The 14,239-nt window shown below is 59.2% G+C and carries 15 protein-coding genes; 7 read left to right on the plus strand and 8 right to left on the minus strand.

All coding sequences use genetic code 11. The features are described 5' to 3' along the window. Positions 1-29 precede the first annotated feature (29 nt). Positions 30-731, minus strand: coding sequence for a CoA transferase subunit B (locus EDF70_RS23965; RefSeq protein WP_132278708.1), 702 nt, complete (start codon positions 729-731; stop codon positions 30-32). Next, entirely contained in the window at positions 728-1,450 is a 723-nt protein-coding gene (locus tag EDF70_RS23970; protein WP_132278711.1) for a 3-oxoacid CoA-transferase subunit A, read from the minus strand. The genes EDF70_RS23965 and EDF70_RS23970 overlap by 4 nt, the downstream gene beginning before the upstream one ends. A gap of 142 nt (positions 1,451-1,592) precedes the next feature. Between EDF70_RS23970 and EDF70_RS23975 the strand changes: the two genes are divergently transcribed. The 3 genes from EDF70_RS23975 (at position 1,593) to EDF70_RS23985 (ending at position 3,732) form a co-directional block, all read left to right on the plus strand. Beyond that, on the plus strand, positions 1,593-2,348 hold the full coding sequence (locus EDF70_RS23975; protein ID WP_132278900.1) for an IclR family transcriptional regulator: 756 nt from the start codon (positions 1,593-1,595) through the stop codon (positions 2,346-2,348). Between the two features lie 76 nt (positions 2,349-2,424). Further along, positions 2,425-3,093 (plus strand): pseudouridine synthase, encoded by a 669-nt coding sequence (locus tag EDF70_RS23980; RefSeq protein ID WP_132278714.1) that lies wholly within the window; start codon positions 2,425-2,427, stop codon positions 3,091-3,093. Between the two features lie 9 nt (positions 3,094-3,102). Next, positions 3,103-3,732, plus strand: a complete 630-nt coding sequence (locus EDF70_RS23985; protein WP_132278717.1) for a class I SAM-dependent methyltransferase — start codon at positions 3,103-3,105, stop codon at positions 3,730-3,732. Positions 3,733-3,900: 168 nt separating this feature from the next. Here the strand turns inward: EDF70_RS23985 and EDF70_RS23990 are convergent, their stop codons facing one another. From EDF70_RS23990 to EDF70_RS24010, 5 genes are all read right to left on the minus strand, one after another. Further along, positions 3,901-5,406, minus strand: a complete 1,506-nt coding sequence (locus EDF70_RS23990; protein ID WP_132278720.1) for a DASS family sodium-coupled anion symporter — start codon at positions 5,404-5,406, stop codon at positions 3,901-3,903. 134 nt (positions 5,407-5,540) lie between these two features. Continuing rightward, positions 5,541-6,164, minus strand: a complete 624-nt coding sequence (locus tag EDF70_RS23995) for a nucleoside triphosphate hydrolase (protein WP_132278723.1) — start codon at positions 6,162-6,164, stop codon at positions 5,541-5,543. Continuing rightward, positions 6,161-6,973, minus strand: a complete 813-nt coding sequence (locus EDF70_RS24000) for an ATP-binding cassette domain-containing protein (RefSeq protein WP_132278726.1) — start codon at positions 6,971-6,973, stop codon at positions 6,161-6,163. Before EDF70_RS24000 ends, EDF70_RS23995 begins: the two co-directional genes overlap by 4 nt. Beyond that, positions 6,949-8,028: an ABC transporter permease gene (locus EDF70_RS24005; protein WP_132278729.1), complete on the minus strand. Its 1,080-nt coding sequence runs from the start codon at positions 8,026-8,028 to the stop codon at positions 6,949-6,951. The genes EDF70_RS24000 and EDF70_RS24005 overlap by 25 nt, the downstream gene beginning before the upstream one ends. A gap of 95 nt (positions 8,029-8,123) precedes the next feature. Beyond that, complete coding sequence (locus tag EDF70_RS24010) at positions 8,124-9,149, minus strand: sugar ABC transporter substrate-binding protein (RefSeq protein WP_132278732.1); 1,026 nt, start codon at positions 9,147-9,149, stop codon at positions 8,124-8,126. A gap of 214 nt (positions 9,150-9,363) precedes the next feature. Between EDF70_RS24010 and EDF70_RS24015 the strand changes: the two genes are divergently transcribed. Then, entirely contained in the window at positions 9,364-10,596 is a 1,233-nt protein-coding gene (locus EDF70_RS24015; RefSeq protein ID WP_132278735.1) for an ROK family transcriptional regulator, read from the plus strand. A 97-nt stretch (positions 10,597-10,693) separates the two neighbouring features. After that, entirely contained in the window at positions 10,694-11,881 is a 1,188-nt protein-coding gene (locus tag EDF70_RS24020) for an aminotransferase (protein ID WP_348639733.1), read from the plus strand. 3 nt (positions 11,882-11,884) lie between these two features. Here the strand turns inward: EDF70_RS24020 and EDF70_RS24025 are convergent, their stop codons facing one another. Further along, on the minus strand, positions 11,885-12,367 hold the full coding sequence (locus EDF70_RS24025; RefSeq protein ID WP_132278738.1) for a hypothetical protein: 483 nt from the start codon (positions 12,365-12,367) through the stop codon (positions 11,885-11,887). A 190-nt stretch (positions 12,368-12,557) separates the two neighbouring features. On the opposite strand from EDF70_RS24025, the gene EDF70_RS24030 reads away from it, so the two are divergent. Further along, on the plus strand, positions 12,558-13,058 hold the full coding sequence (locus tag EDF70_RS24030) for a TIGR02281 family clan AA aspartic protease (RefSeq protein WP_245519316.1): 501 nt from the start codon (positions 12,558-12,560) through the stop codon (positions 13,056-13,058). A gap of 173 nt (positions 13,059-13,231) precedes the next feature. Further along, positions 13,232-14,203 (plus strand): cellulose biosynthesis protein BcsN, encoded by a 972-nt coding sequence (gene bcsN, locus EDF70_RS24035; RefSeq protein ID WP_132278744.1) that lies wholly within the window; start codon positions 13,232-13,234, stop codon positions 14,201-14,203. Positions 14,204-14,239 lie beyond the last annotated feature (36 nt).

Consider the following 14,239-nt stretch of genomic DNA (forward strand, 5'->3'; position numbering starts at 1 on the left):
GTCGAAACGCGATGCGGAATGTCAAAAACTCACAGAGCCGGGACCACGAGATCGATGACCGATTGCTCGACATGAAGTCTGGCGCCGGTCATGGCCTGCAATTCCTCGATGGTCAGGCCGGGCAGTTTTTCGCGCAGAACGAAGCGGCCTTCGACGATATCGACCACGGCGTGGCTGGTGTAGATGCGGGTGATGCAGCCGACGCCGGTCAGCGGAAATGTGCATTTTTCAACGAGCTTGGGTTCGCCATTCTTTGTGACGTGCTCGGTGATGACAAAAACCTGCCTGGCGCCGTGGACGAGATCCATGGCGCCGCCGACCGCCGGAACGCCCCTCGAGCCGACGCGCCAGTTGGCCAGGTCGCCATTTTCCGCCACCTGCAGCGCGCCGAGGATCGCCACGTCGAGATGGCCGCCGCGCACCATGGCAAAGCTGTCCGCGTGGTGGAAAAACGCGGCGCCGGGCTTCAGGGTGACGGCCTTCTTGCCGGCATTGATCAGGTCCCAGTCTTCCTCACCGGGTTTTGGCGCTTCGCCGAAATCCAGAATGCCGTTTTCGGTATGAAAGATCGCCTGCCGGCCCGGTGGCTGGTAACGCGCCACCATTTCGGGAAAGCCGATGCCGAGGTTCACATAGGCGCCGTCTCGAATATCCTGTGCGGCACGCCAGGCCATCTGGGCGCTCGAAAGTCGTGCATCGTCTGTGGCCACGCTTGATGTATCGGTGCTCATGCGTAAACGCCTCCCTCGTATTGCATACCGGCGCGGATCATCGCCTCTTCCTGCTGCGGGTTCGGCACCTCGACCAGTTGATCGACGAAAATTCCCGGCGTGACGATGTGTTCGGGATCTATGCCTCCGGCCTCCACAAGACTGGATACCTGCACGATGGTTCTGGCGGCTGCCATGCACATCAGCGGATTGAAGTTACGTGCGGCCTTGTTGTAGGTGAGGTTGCCGTGGGTATCGCCAATATGCGCCTTGATGATCGCAAAGTCGGCCTTCAGCCAGCGTTCCTGAACATAATGTCGGCCGTCGAATTCAGCGATCGGCTTGCCTTGCGCTAGTTCGGTGCCATAAGCGGTCGGCGTGTAGAAGGCTGGAATGCCAGCCCCACCGGCCCTGATCCGCTCGGCGAGCGTGCCTTGCGGCACCAGTTCCAGCTCGATCTCTCCCGCCAGATATTTTTCCGTAAAAGCGCGTGGATCTGACGATTTCGGAAATGAGCAGATCATCTTGTCGACCATGCCGGCGTCGATCATCGCGGCGATGCCGATACGGCCATTGCCGGCATTGTTGTTGATGACCGTGAGATTTTTGGGCCGCTTGTCGATCAACGCATGAATGAGTTCGATTGGCGCACCGGAACCGCCAAATCCACCGATCATCACCACCGCGCCGTCACCAATGGCAGACACTGCCTGCGCGGCACTCGCCGACCTCTTGTCCATGAAGCCTCCTCGACCTCTCTACACCGACATTCGTCAGCGCCTCCTCATGTTTGATAAAACTCACAAAAGCTTGCGACAATCCGTTTTGTGCGTTAATTGACATTTGTTTGTATATCGCACAAAATGAATGGGTGATGGCGCTGTGAAGGAAACGGATTTCGTCAACGGTTTTGCGAAGGGTTTGCGGGTGATCGAAGCGTTCGGGGAAGGCGATCGACGTCTTTCAATCGCCGATGTCGCCAAGAAGACGGGACTTGACCGGGCCACCGTGCGGCGGTCTCTGCTGACATTGGCAGAGCTGCAATATGCGGATTACGACGGGAAATTCTTCACCCTGACGCCGCGCATCCTGCGTCTCGGCCACGCCTACCTTTCGGCAACCCCTTTGCCGGCATTGTTGCAGCCGCATCTCGACCTGCTCGCCGAAAAGACCGGCCAGAGTTCTTCTGCCTCCGTCCTCGACGGAACGCAGGTTCTCTACATCGCGCGTGCGTCGCAGCGTCGGGTGATGTCGATCAATCTCAACCCCGGCAGCCGTCTGCCTGCCTATTGTTCATCGATGGGCAGGATACTTCTGGCCGCACTGGGCGATGATGGTGCTCGTGATGTGCTCGCAAGAACCGATCTGCATGCCAATACGGATCGCACGCTGACGGATATTGATGCGATCATCGCCGAGCTTGGTCGGGTGAGGCAGCTTGGTTACGCAATCATCGATCAAGAGCTTGAACTCGGCTTGAGATCCATTGCAGTGCCGCTGAAGAACCGACGTGGGGAAACGATTGCGGCGTTGAACGTGGGGGCGCCTGCCGCGCACATGTCGCTGACGCAATTGGTCGAGCATGTGCTGCCGTTGTTGAGGCAGGCAGCGGAAAACATCAGCCTGTCTCTTGGCTGACGAGGCAGGGGAATACCGGGTAAGATCGACACGCAAAACCCCTCCCGCGTGGATCGAATTGTGCTAGACGGACTTCATGACCGCGCTTTCAGACGTCGCTCCGATTTATAACCCGCCGCTCGATCCCTACGTGTCGCTTCTCCACCGTGACGCGGATTTCCTTGTTTTCGACAAGCCGAGCGGCCTCTTGTCCGTGCCTGGTCGTCATCCTGCCCTGTCCGACAGTTTGCTGACGCGTGTGCAGAAAGACTATCCGCAGGCATTGATCATCCACCGGCTGGACAAGGATACATCCGGCGTGGTGCTGATGTCGCGCAACCGCAAGGCGCACGCCTTTGTTGCCGCCCAGTTCGAGGCGCGCACGACCAAAAAATCCTATGTAGCCGAGGTCTGGGGACGTGTGGCCGACGAGGAAGGAATGATCGACCTGCCCTTGGCGATCGATCCCGACAACAAGCCCAGGCATCGAGTCGATACGGAGCATGGCAAACCCGCACAGACGCGCTGGCAGGTGCTCGGATATGGCGAGAACACCACGCGGCTTCGCCTGTCTCCGCTGACGGGGCGCACACATCAGCTTCGTGTGCATATGAAGGCGCTGGGGCACGTGATCCTTGGTGACGAATTTTATGCGGATAGTGCGGCATTGGCTGCGGCTGACCGTCTGTTGCTGCACGCCGAGCATCTGGCCTTTCGTCATCCCGATGGTCAGGATGTCAGCTTCACCGCTCCCGTTCCCTTCTGAGGCCGGACAATGGCGCAAAAACTCGAACAATCATCGCTAATCGTCGATTTCGTCGGTGGTGCCGTTGGCCATCGTTTTCGTTCTGGCGAGGGGCGTGGGCAGCCTCTGGCAAAAGCCGCCGGCTTTTCCAGTGGGGTCACGCCCGAGGTCGTTGATGCGACGGCGGGGCTTGGACGCGATGCATTTTTTCTGGCTGCACTCGGCGCGCGCGTCACTCTGATCGAGCGTTCGCCGACGATGCATGCGCTGCTTGCCGAGGGGCTTGAGCGGGCCCATGCGGAAGGTGGGCGTTATGCTGAAACGGTTGATCGCATGACTCTCCTTCATGGCGATTCCTGCGTTCTGCTGACACAGTTGAAGACGCAGGTCGTTCTGATCGATCCGATGCATCCGCCACGTGACAAGACATCACTGGTGAAAAAGGAGATGCGGCTGATCCGGGATATCGTCGGCACTGATCCGGATTCGGCGGAATTGATGCGCATCGCATTGGAAACCGCGCAAAACCGGGTCGTGCTGAAGTGGCCATTGCGTGCGGAGCCCATGCCGGGCGTGCGCAAGCCATCGCATCAGATCGTCGGCAAAAGCACCCGGTACGACGTATTCGTCAACGCCAAGATCGTGGTCCCGACATCATAGATTCCGGCCTGCACGATCTCAAAATAGCATTTTGGGAAACGCGGAAACCGCATGTTCCTCCAATAAAAAGAGGCAGCTGCGGGTGAACACAGCTGCCTCGTTTCATTGGAAATTTCCGGAACGCCGCTCCCTTGCCGCGATGACGGCCGCAGGAGGCGATTTTTGGTTTCACCAGTAACCCAGAACCTTCCACCAGATGCCGCCGACGGTGGCGAAGATGGCAAGGTTGATCACACACATGACAAAACCGATGCCCCACCATTTGCTCATGGTGACATATCCGCTGCCGAAAATGATCGGCGAGGTACCGGTGGCATAATGGGTGAGCGTCATCATGATGCCTGAGCCGGCCGCCATCATCAGGATGAAGATGCCTTGATATTCGGCGGGGATCAGCATGACGCCGACGGTCAGGAAGGCGAGCATCATGGCGCTGACATGGGCTGTGGTGCTGGCAAACATGTAATGTGAGAAGGTGAAGACCGCCACGAGCACCGCGGCCGTCAGCTGCCAGCTCAAGTCGGCAGCGGTAATCGCATCCTTCATGCCGTTCGAGAACCATCCGATCACGCCGAGCTTGTTGAGTTGGTCGGCCATCATCACCAGCGCGCCGAACCAGATGAGCGTGTCCCAGGCGCTTTTTTCACCGAGAATGTCGTTCCAGTCGAGCGTGCCGGTGATCAGCAGCGCGAAGAGGCCGATCAGGGCAACCACGGTCGGATCAAGCATGAAAGCGGGACCAAACATCATTGCCGGCACGTTGGCCCATAACAGCAGCAACAGCGCAAAGGTGCCGATCATCACCCATTCCTTGCCCGACAGAGGTCCCATCTCGGTCAGTTCCTTGCGGGCGTAGACGATCGCGTCGGGTGTCTTCTTCATCTCCGGCGGCGACAGCGCGTATAGAATGAGCGGCATGACCAGAAGCGCGACGATGCCGGGTACGAACATGGCGAGCGCCCAGGTGACCCAGGTGAGATGGACAGTGCCGCCGGTGACCTTGGTGACATATTCCAGCACCAGCGGATTGGGTGCCGTTGCCGTGACGAACATCGCCGACGAGATCGGGTTGGCATGATAGTTCACCAGTGCCAGATAGGTGCCGACACGACCTTGCGTTCCCTTGGCCGGATCCGAATCGAAGGCGTTGGCGATCGATTTCATGATCGGATGGATGATGCCTCCACCGCGTGCGGTATTGCTGGGAGTGAACGGTGCGAGGATCAGTTCGCAGATCACCAGTCCATACCCGATACCGAGCGTGCGCTTGCCGAGAAGGGCGATAAAATAAAGCCCGATCCGACGACCCAGCCCGGTTTTCTTCAGGCCGAGCGAGATCAGCACGGCAATAACGATCAGCCAGATCAGCGGATTGGCAAAGCTGCTGAGCGCATCGGCGACGGCGCCCTTCGAACTGGGCGAGGTGACCTGCGCCAGCGAGACGATGACGATCGCCATGATGGCCATGACGCCGATCGACATCACCTTCAGAATGATCGCCAGAATGGTGGTCAGGAAGATCGCCAGCATTACCCAGCCGTTTTCATCCAGGCCAGATGGGGCAGGAATGGCGAGAAGAGTAATCAGAAAGGCGGTGGTGACGATCGCGGGCAGGATCCGGAACGGCACCGCCTGTTTGAAATAGGTCAGAATTCCAGTCAATTTGGTGGGCATTGCAGTGTCCTCTGGACATTGCGGGGCAATCCCCGCCTCACGTCCTCCCACCGGACTGATCGCATTTTTCGTGCGATCTATTCTTGATGTTGATCAAGAGTGGCGTGCAATTGCGCCATTTGAGCATCAAAGGCTCAGTCCGTCAGGACGCAATCGGCCGTTCGGCCGTGTTCGCGGACAAGGGCACCATTCTTGAGATCGTTGCCTTCGGTTTTCGCGCGCGCCGCTTCCTGCGTGAAGCCGAGATCCAGCCATCGCTGCATCAGCCTTTTTTCCAGCAAAGCGACGGGTGGGGAGATCAGGATCGAATAGTCGAATTGCCCATCCAGTGCGGACCACGGGGCTTGGTCCAGCAGCAGATAATTGCCTTCCACCAGCACGAAACGCGTCGATCTGGCAACGATGCGCGCCGCGGCGATGGCAATTTCACGCGACCGGTCAAACACCGGTACGAGCACTTCACCTTCGGCAGCTTTCACGGCACGGATAATATCAAGAAAGCCGCGGACATCGAATGTTTCAGGGGAACCCTTGCGCGGCAGAAGTCCCTTTTCACGCAGGATGCCGTCATCCATGTGAAAACCATCCATTGGCAGCACTTCGGCGGTCTCGCCATTTGCCTTCAATGCGGCCGAAAGAGAATCCGCCAGCGTCGATTTTCCGGCACCGGGCGGGCCGGCGATCGCCACGAGGAAGCGTTTTTTGTCGCCCGCACGGTCCATCAGTGTGCGGGCGAGATCGTCTGTCGTCGGTGTCATGCGGCAAGTGGCTCCGGTGCCTTGGCGCCGGTCATGAAAGCGACGGCGTCCGACATCGTATAGTCCTTCGGATTGATGACGGTCAGTCGTTTGCCGAGCCGATGGATATGGATGCGGTCGGCGATTTCAAAAACATGCGGCATGTTGTGGGAAATCAGCACGATCGGAATGCCGCGCGAGCGCACGTCGAGGATGAGTTCCAGCACACGCCGGCTTTCCTTGACGCCGAGCGCCGCTGTCGGTTCGTCGAGAATGATGACCTTGGAACCGAAAGCAGCTGCGCGCGCCACCGCCACGCCCTGGCGCTGGCCACCCGACAGTGTTTCCACTGCCTGGTTGATGTTCTGAATGGTCATCAGTCCGAGTTCGGTGAGCTTTTCGCGAGCCATTCGTTCCATGGCGCCGTGATCGAGTTTGCGCAGTACCTTGCCCATGAAGCCCGGCTTGCGGATCTCGCGTCCCAGAAACATGTTATCGGCAATCGACAGTGCCGGTGACAGCGCAAGGTTCTGGTAGACGGTTTCGATGCCGGCCTTGCGGGCCTCTATCGGCGAGGCGAACTGTACGAGTTCTCCATCCATGCGGATCTCGCCCTCGTCAGGCCGGATGGCGCCGGAAATCGCCTTGATCAGCGATGATTTGCCGGCGCCGTTGTCACCGATCACGGCGAGGATTTCGCCCGGATAAAGGTCGAAATCGGCATTGTCGATGGCGGTGACGCGGCCGTAACGCTTGATCAGTCCGCGGCCGGTGAGGAAGGGTTTTCTTGTCTGTACCTCGGTCATTAGCGGGCGGCCTTTCTGATCCATTGGTCGGCTGCGACGGCGACGATGATGAGGACGCCGATCAGGAGATATGTCCATTGCACGTCGGTGCCGAGAAGGCGCAGACCCAGCGAAAAGACGCCGACGATCAGTGCGCCGAACATCATGCCGAGAATGGAACCGCGGCCACCGAACAGAGAGATGCCGCCGATCACCACGGCGGTGATCGATTCGATATTGGCAAACTGGCCGGCGGTCGGCGAGACGGAGCCGATGCGGCCGATCAGCGCCCAGCCGGCAAGCGCACAGATGACGCCGGAGATAACGTAGACGGAAATCAGCATGCGCGTCACGTTGACGCCGGAAAGATCGGCGGCTTCCGGATCATCGCCGACCGCGTAAAGATGGCGGCCCCAGGCGGTGTGGTTGAGCACATACCAGAGAACGGCGACGAGCAGGATCATGGCAATGACGCCATATGTGAACACTGCACCGCCGAGTTTAAAAGTTTCGCCGAAGAATTGCAGGATCGGCGCATTCGCCTCGATTTCCTGCGCGCGAATGGTTTCGTTGGCGGAATAGAGAAAATTGCTGGCAAGCACGATCTGCCACATGCCGAGCGTCACGATGAAAGGCGGCAGTTTTACCTTGGCGATCAACACGCCATTGATGAAGCCGCAAAGCGCGCCGGTGATGAAGCCGCAGAGAACAGCGAGTTCCGGCGGCAGGCCGTAGCGAAACGTGAACTGGCCCATCACCACCGAAGACAGGACCATGATGGCGCCGACCGACAGGTCGATGCCGGCGGTCATGATCACCAGCGACTGGGCGGCGCCGACAATGCCGGTGATCGCCACCTGCTGCAGGATCAGCGTCAGCGAGAAGGCGGAAAAGAATTTGCCGCCGAGCGTCAGTCCGAACACGAAGAGCGAAACCACCAGCACGATCAGCGATACGGCGGACGGGTTTGAATGCAGGAAATGGCGAAACTTGTGAAGGGCGGATGGTTTGTCGCTGTCGAAGGATGCCACATCCTTGGAACTGTCCTTCAGCACTTTTTCGTAGTCGTGATGCGGTGCGCTTGCCACTGGCTCGCTCATGAAATCCTCCCGCTGTGTCGTGTGTCCGGTTCAGGCCGGTTTGCCGTGGCGGGCCGATGAAGTGTCTCCACCGGCCCGCAAAATTGGCTAGAGGCTTAGCCCCAGCACTTTCCAAGGCCTTCCTTGGTGTCGATCGACTTGATCGACGGGACGGGCTTGTCGGTGACCAGCGTCACGCCGGTATCGAAGAAGTTCTTGCCTTCGGTCGGCTTTGGCTTTTCACCGCTATCGGCAAACTTCTTGATGGCCTCGATGCCGAGTGCTGCCATCTGCAGCGGGTATTGCTGCGAGGTGGCGCCGATCGCGCCATCGGCGACGTTCTTGACACCCGGGCAACCGCCATCGACCGAAACGATCAGCACGTCTTTTTCGCGGCCGACCGACTTCAGGGCTTCATAGGCACCAGCGGCAGCCGGTTCGTTGATCGTGTGGACGACGTTGATGGTCGGGTCCTTCTGGAGAAGGTTTTCCATCGCCGTGCGGCCGCCTTCCTCGTTGCCGTTGGTGATGTCGTGGCCGACGATGCGTGGATCGTTTTCGTCACCGATCTTGTTCGGGTCCTTGGGGTCAATGCCGAAGCCGATCATGAAACCCTGGTCGCGAAGAATGTCGACGGAAGGCTGCGAGGGGGTGAGGTCGAGAAATGCCACTTTGGCATCCTTCGCCTTGTCGCCCAGCGTATCCTTCGCCCATTGGCCGATCAGTTTGCCGGCAAGCAGGTTGTCGGTGGCAAAGGTCATGTCAGCAGCGTCGATCGGCTCAAGCGGCGTGTCGAGCGCGATTACCAGAAGGCCGGCGTCGCGTGCCTTTTTCAGGTTCGGCACGATGCCCTTGGTGTCCGAAGCTGTAATGAGAATACCCTTGGCGCCATCGGCGATGCAGGTTTCGATTGCGGCCACCTGGCTTTCACTGTCACCATCGATCTTGCCGGCATAGGATTTCAGCGTCACGCCGAGTTCCTTGGCCTTGGCGGTGGCGCCTTCCTTCATTTTCACGAAGAAGGGGTTGGTATCGGTCTTGGTGATCAGGCAGGCGGAAACATCGGCGGCCTGTGCCGGTGCTGCAAACACGACGCCAAACGCCAGCGCCCCGAAAGACAGGGACAATACGGATTTTTTCATGATCTCCTCCCAGAGACGAAGTCCGCGACGCGGACGGGTTCGAGCGATACAGGGCCAGATCGAGCCAGATGCCTCCTCCAGACATCCCTGCATTCTTGCGATTTGCATAATCGCAAAACAAAACCGCCTGTCAATAATTAATTCCGATTGAATTATTTATTCCATCTTGTCATGCTGTGTCCGGCGTGAGAGAGCGAAGGCGGGGAGGTGCTGGATGTCGATCACCGATGGCCCGCTTTCCGGGCTCGTTTCATCTGCCGGTTTTTCCGGTGGTTCCAACCAGACGCGGGTGCGCGCCTATAACGAGCGGCTTGTGCTGTCGCTGGTGCGGCTGCATGGCGCGCTGTCGAAGGCGGATATTACCCGGCTCAGTGGTCTGTCCGCACAGACGGCTTCGGTCATCATGCGCGCGCTGGAAAAGGATGGTCTGCTGTTGCGTGGCGAGCCGTTGCGTGGCCGTGTCGGCCAACCCTCGGTGCCGATGCGGCTCAATCCCGATGCAGTCCTGTCCTTCGGGGTGAAAATCGGCCGCCGCAGCGCCGATCTCGTGCTGATGGATTTCGTCGGCAATATTCGCAAGCGTTACCACGAGACCTATGCCTATCCGCTTCCGCAGGAAATTCTCAGGATCATCACGTCCGGCATTGCCGACATAGAGGCGCAGATGAATGCCGAGGAACAGGCCCGTGTGGCCGGCATCGGTATCGCCGCACCTTTCGAATTGTGGAATTGGGCCGATGAAATCGGTGCTCCGAGCGGGGCGATGGATGTCTGGCACGGGTTCGATCTGCAGGCGGAAGTCGCAGCGCGGGTGGCGCATTCCGTCTATCTGCAGAACGATGCCACCAGTGCCTGCGGTGCTGAACTGGTTTTTGGGATGGGGTCGATTTATCCCGATTTCATATACCTGTTCATCGGTTCCTTCATCGGTGGCGGCATTGTTTTGAATTCCAGCATCTTTTCCGGTCGAACCGGTACGGCCGGGGCCGTCGGCCCGCTGCCTGTGCGCGGAAAGGATGGCGAGAACCGTCAGCTTCTCGACATCGCCTCGATTTTCGTTCTGGAAAACATGCTGCGTGAACGCGGTGTCGATCCTCAGCCCTTGTGGTATTCCGCCGATGAGTGGGTCGATTTCGGTGAGCCGCTTGAGGTTTGGATCCAGGCGACGGCCGCCGCGTTGGCGCAGGCCATTGTTGCGGCGGCATCGATCATCGATTTCGGCGCTGCCGTCATCGATGGCGGTTTTCCAGCCTGGGTCAGAAAGCGTATCGTTACCGCGACCCTCGAGGCCGTCGCCCGGCTCGATCTGCGCGGCGTCGTCATTCCCGATATCATCGAGGGGAAGGTGGGATCGCAGGCGCGCGCCATCGGCGGGGCCAGCCTGCCGATCTTTGCGCGATACCTCACCGATCAGTCCGTTCTCCTGAAGAATGTCAGCGAGGCCTGAGGCTTTCAATTTTTCCGATGTCGTTGCAGGTTGGCAAGGCTGATGGACAATCCTTGTCACGCAGCAGGCCCGTATGCGGGTGAAAAAAGGGGAAACCATGAACGACATGCCTGCGCCGCTAAGCTTCAATCCATGGGTGGAACAATTGGCGCCGCCGCCGATCCCGGCCGTGCAGGCAAGTCTCAAATCCTACACGGGAGCGGCCGGCCCGGTCATCGATCTTTCGCAGGCCGTTCCGGGCTACGCACCGCATGACGATCTGTTGCGCTGGCTGGGGGAGACGGCCAGCCGCGCCGATCTGTGCGGTTATGGCCAGATCCAGGGCGAGGCGGTTCTGCGCAATGCCTTTGCGGCCGATCTCAATCTTGCCTATCAGGCCGAGGTGACGGCTGAAGATGTACAGATCACCGCTGGCGGCAATCAGGCGTTTTTTGCCGTCGCGCTGGCGCTGCTGCGGCCTGGCGACGAAGTCATTCTTATCCGCCCCTATTATTTCAACCACGAAATGACACTGCGCATGCTGGGCATCGACGTGAAAGTCGTGGATGCCGACCCGCAGGCCGGGTTCGTGCCGTCGATCGAGGCGGTGGAGGCGGCGGTAACGTCGCGCACCCGCGCCGTTTTCGTGGTCACGCCCAACAATCCGACCGGCGCAGTCTATCTGCCTGCTTTTCTGGATGCGCTTTACGACCTCTGCGCAGCCCGCGGCATATTTGTCATCGCCGACGAGACCTATCGTGATTTCCTGCCGGCTGGTTCCGGACCGGCCCATGCGCTGTTTTCCAAAACCGGATGGCGGGACGGCTTCATCCATCTTTACAGCTTTTCAAAGGTCTTCTGCATTCCCGGCCACCGCCTCGGCGCGATCGTTTGCGGGGGAAAGGCGATGGAGCAATTGCAGAAGGTGATGGACAATTTGCAGATTTGCGCGCCGCGTCCGGCCCAGCATGCCGTGGCTGCGGCTCTGCCGGCCCTGACGGAATGGCGACAGGGCAATACCGCCATTATCGATGAGCGGCGACAGGCCTTTCAAACGGTCATCGATGGTCTGGCTGGCTGGTCCATCGTATCGATCGGTGCTTATTTCGCTTATCTGCGGCACCCGTTTATCGGTCGCGACTCCATGGATGTGACGCGCTGGATGGCGTCGGAATTCGGTATCCTGATGCTGCCCGGAACCTGTTTTGGCGAAAATCAGCAGGGTTTTGTCCGTGCCGCCTTCGCCAATGTCGGCGTCGATGCCATCCGGTTGCTGGCGGATCGTTTGCCGATCGCAGGTGGATGATCGTCAGTCCTGATCCTTGATCCACTGTCCAAGGGCGGCGATGACGGCGAGCCGCAGGCTTGCATTTCTGGCGAGCGCCATCGTCAACGCGCGTCCTTCGGTCGGAAATCCCGCTTCCTTCATCACCAGCGATGGCGACAGATTGCGCGCTTTCATGATGGTTTCAATCCGTTGCACGGTCTGCGGCAGGAGATAGCGGCCATTGGCAATAAGGCCGTGCGCCGTCTCTGCTGCCATTGCAGGTATTGTCGGAGCTATACGGTTGGCACCGATCTGCGTCAGAAACTGCTCGCGCTCCTGCGCATTTGCCTTGCCCCAGGCCTTCACCAGCTTTTCGATCGGCGTCGGCCTGGTGGCAAGTCCTGCCTTGATGAGGGCTTTTTTCAGGGAGGGAATGCGGCCGGAAACCAGCTCGGCATGGATGTCAGGGAAGTCTCTTTTCAGGCGTTGTCCGGCCATGGACTGTCGCTTGCGCGGCTTGGACATCGATACTCCCTGCATGTTCACCGGTTCCCTTTAAGAGGCCATCTGTTCCGAAGCCACACAAAATCTGCACTGGTTCTGCGCTGAAACGGGTTTCCCGCTCGTCTCATTTGAGGATTTTTTAACGTTTTGAGCTGTATGGGCCGAATCACTGGCCTGCATGATGCGGGATCAAAAGGAAGGATTCCTTGTCATGCTTGCACGAATTGTCGTGGCTGCAAGCCTTGCGGTATTTGTCGCCACCCAGGCGCCGGCGATGCTTGCCTCCGGTAAGGAGCCCAGCGCCGCCTTATCGCAGCCCATCTCTTCAACATCCAGACTTGCGAACGATGCGACGCTTATGGCCGGTCGTGATGGTCATTTCGCGGCCAAGTTTGTCATCAATGGCCGTCCTGTTGCCGGCGTCATCGATACCGGTGCGACATTCGTTGCCTTGAGTGAAACGGACGCGCAACACATCGGCATCGATTCGGATGATCTCGTCTACGACCATACGGTCGCGACTGCGGCAGGCGACATCAAGGCGGCCCGTGTGACCTTGGCCAGTCTGACTGTCGGCAATGTCTCGTTGAAAGATGTCGATGCACTCGTGGTGCGCAATGGCGCCCTGCCGACCGCCTTGATCGGCATGAGCTTTCTTGGCCGCTTGTCATCCTATGCGGTCGCCGGAGATGTGATGCGACTGGTCGAATAGGCTATCGCCGGTCATTTCCAATCCCGTGGTGGGGCATGTGGCTTTTTCTGGGAATAGCGTTAACGCTTGATTAACAAATCAGTTACTAAAACGCTAATATTATCCACGCAGCACTCGCGAATCAGTCTTGATGTGCAACGCGTGGAACCAGTTTTTTGATTGCGGCTGCCTGTATGAAATCGATTGCGACGACAGTTCTGTTGATGGGAGCCTTGGCGGGCTGCAGTTCCACCGAGGGCGTCACCCGGTTTCAGCCGACGCGTTCGGTTTCCGCGACAGAAGCACTGGTCTTTCCGCCGCCGGGTGGACCAGCGATCATTGCCGTTGTCGAGCGCCGCTTCCGCAATGGCATAGAGCAGGATATAGCCCTGCGCACGCAATCTTCCGTACCCGGCCAGAACTCGATCAAGGTCAAATTCGTGGGCCCCGGTATCGAGGGCACGAATACCGACAAGACGCTCTCTTCGGCTCGACTGACGGATCTCGCCGTTTCGCGGGAAATGCGCAGCGAGGTACCGGGCATCGCCATGGTGCGCACGCCGAGCTACCTGCAGAACAATTACGGCCCGTTCAGCTATGCGGTGGGCAGGAGCCGTGGCGGCGATACCTGCGTTTATGGCTGGCAGCAGATCCGCTCCAGCCCCGATGCCCGCAATACCCTTCATAACCTCGGCATCATCCAGATGCGTTTGCGGTTGTGTGATGCCGTGCTGTCGGAACAGGCGCTTCTGGCGACCATGTACGGCTACACCATCAATGGCTCGTTCACCGGCTGGCAATGGAACCCTTATGGCAGGACGGATGGCGTCGATCCCAACCTCGGCCGGCCGGGTCATCCGGTCTATCCTGCGGCCGCAGCGATCGACCATTATGCAGCACCGCTTGGTTACGAACCGCAACCGGCGGTGCGCCGTGCCGCGGCTGCGCCCGCCCGCCCGCGGGTGGCACCGGTCCGCCAGGCTGCCCGCACCGTGACGCCGCCGGTTTCGACTGCACCGACCGGCCCCATGGTACCGCTTCCGCCAACGAATTCGTCAATGCCCGCCGCTGCTACGGCAAACGGGCGGCCAGCGATGCAAAACCAAAATTCCATACGGGTGCCGACCCCGGATTGTGTCGGCGGCAGCGGCACGCGCTGCCCATGACAAGACCGATGACGGATCGGATTGAAGTTGCGCCAG

The sequence above is a fragment of the Neorhizobium sp. JUb45 genome, from assembly GCF_004343585.1.
Classification (GTDB): Bacteria; Pseudomonadota; Alphaproteobacteria; order Rhizobiales; family Rhizobiaceae; genus Neorhizobium.